The organism is Mycolicibacter sinensis (assembly GCF_001667945.1).
Lineage (GTDB): Bacteria > Actinomycetota > Actinomycetes > Mycobacteriales > Mycobacteriaceae > Mycobacterium > Mycobacterium sinense_B.
Genome location: NZ_LZJK01000164.1, coordinates 1 through 762 on the forward strand (window position 1 = coordinate 1; position 762 = coordinate 762).

A 762-nucleotide genomic window follows, 5' to 3' on the forward strand; every position below is an offset into this window, starting at 1 on the left:
CCATCCCGGCTCGCCACTGGTGCCCTCGATCGTGGCCTGCTCGGCGATCACATGAATGACCGCCGGCGAAGCCCCCGGACGCGAACCCGCAGCACAATCGGGGCGCCCGCAGCGGCAGCCCAGCCGATCCGATCGTGCGGCCAGCGCCCCCATTGCATCAGCGCGACGCTCTGCAGGACTGCGCGGATCGTGCTCGCACACCGTGGCCGCCAACGCATCCAACGCTTTGCCCACAGCACGGGCATCGGTGGTGAACAGACTGCCGTAGATCTCCGAGACCCCGCCCTCTTGATCGCTGAACGCGATCTCACGCTGCTCCGCCCGCTCCCGGCGGCGGCGCACCGCATCGGCATCGGCCTTGGCCACGATCTTGTCGAGCTTGCCGGCCAGCCGGGCCGCGGTCAGCGACGGCCAGCGTGGCACCGTGAGCGCCAACTCGGCATCCACGGCCGCCAGCACCTCGCGGTCGGTGATCAGCTCGATGCGGTACACGATCGTGCGAAACAGCCGAAAATCGATATCGCCGGCCTTGAATATCTCGGCGACCTTGGGCAGCTGCTCCCGCATCGCCCGGGCATAGCGCAGGCGGCTGCCGGCCAAGGTCTGGCTGATCCGCAGCGCGGCCGCGACCTCGGCGCACACCGCTGCGGTGGTGTCGATCGCCCAGTCCTCGGTCTCGCTGCACCGGCTCAACCGCAGCGCGAACAACTCCCCGATCGCCACCAGGTGTGCCGCCGCGGCCCGATTCTCCGCCCGCGCCGA

At 69.9% G+C, this 762-nt stretch carries 1 protein-coding gene; it reads right to left on the minus strand.

What is annotated here, in order from left to right; translation table 11 throughout:
• The coding region (locus tag A5694_RS21650; RefSeq protein ID WP_131809632.1) for a DUF222 domain-containing protein at positions 1-762 on the minus strand (762 nt) is incomplete at both ends.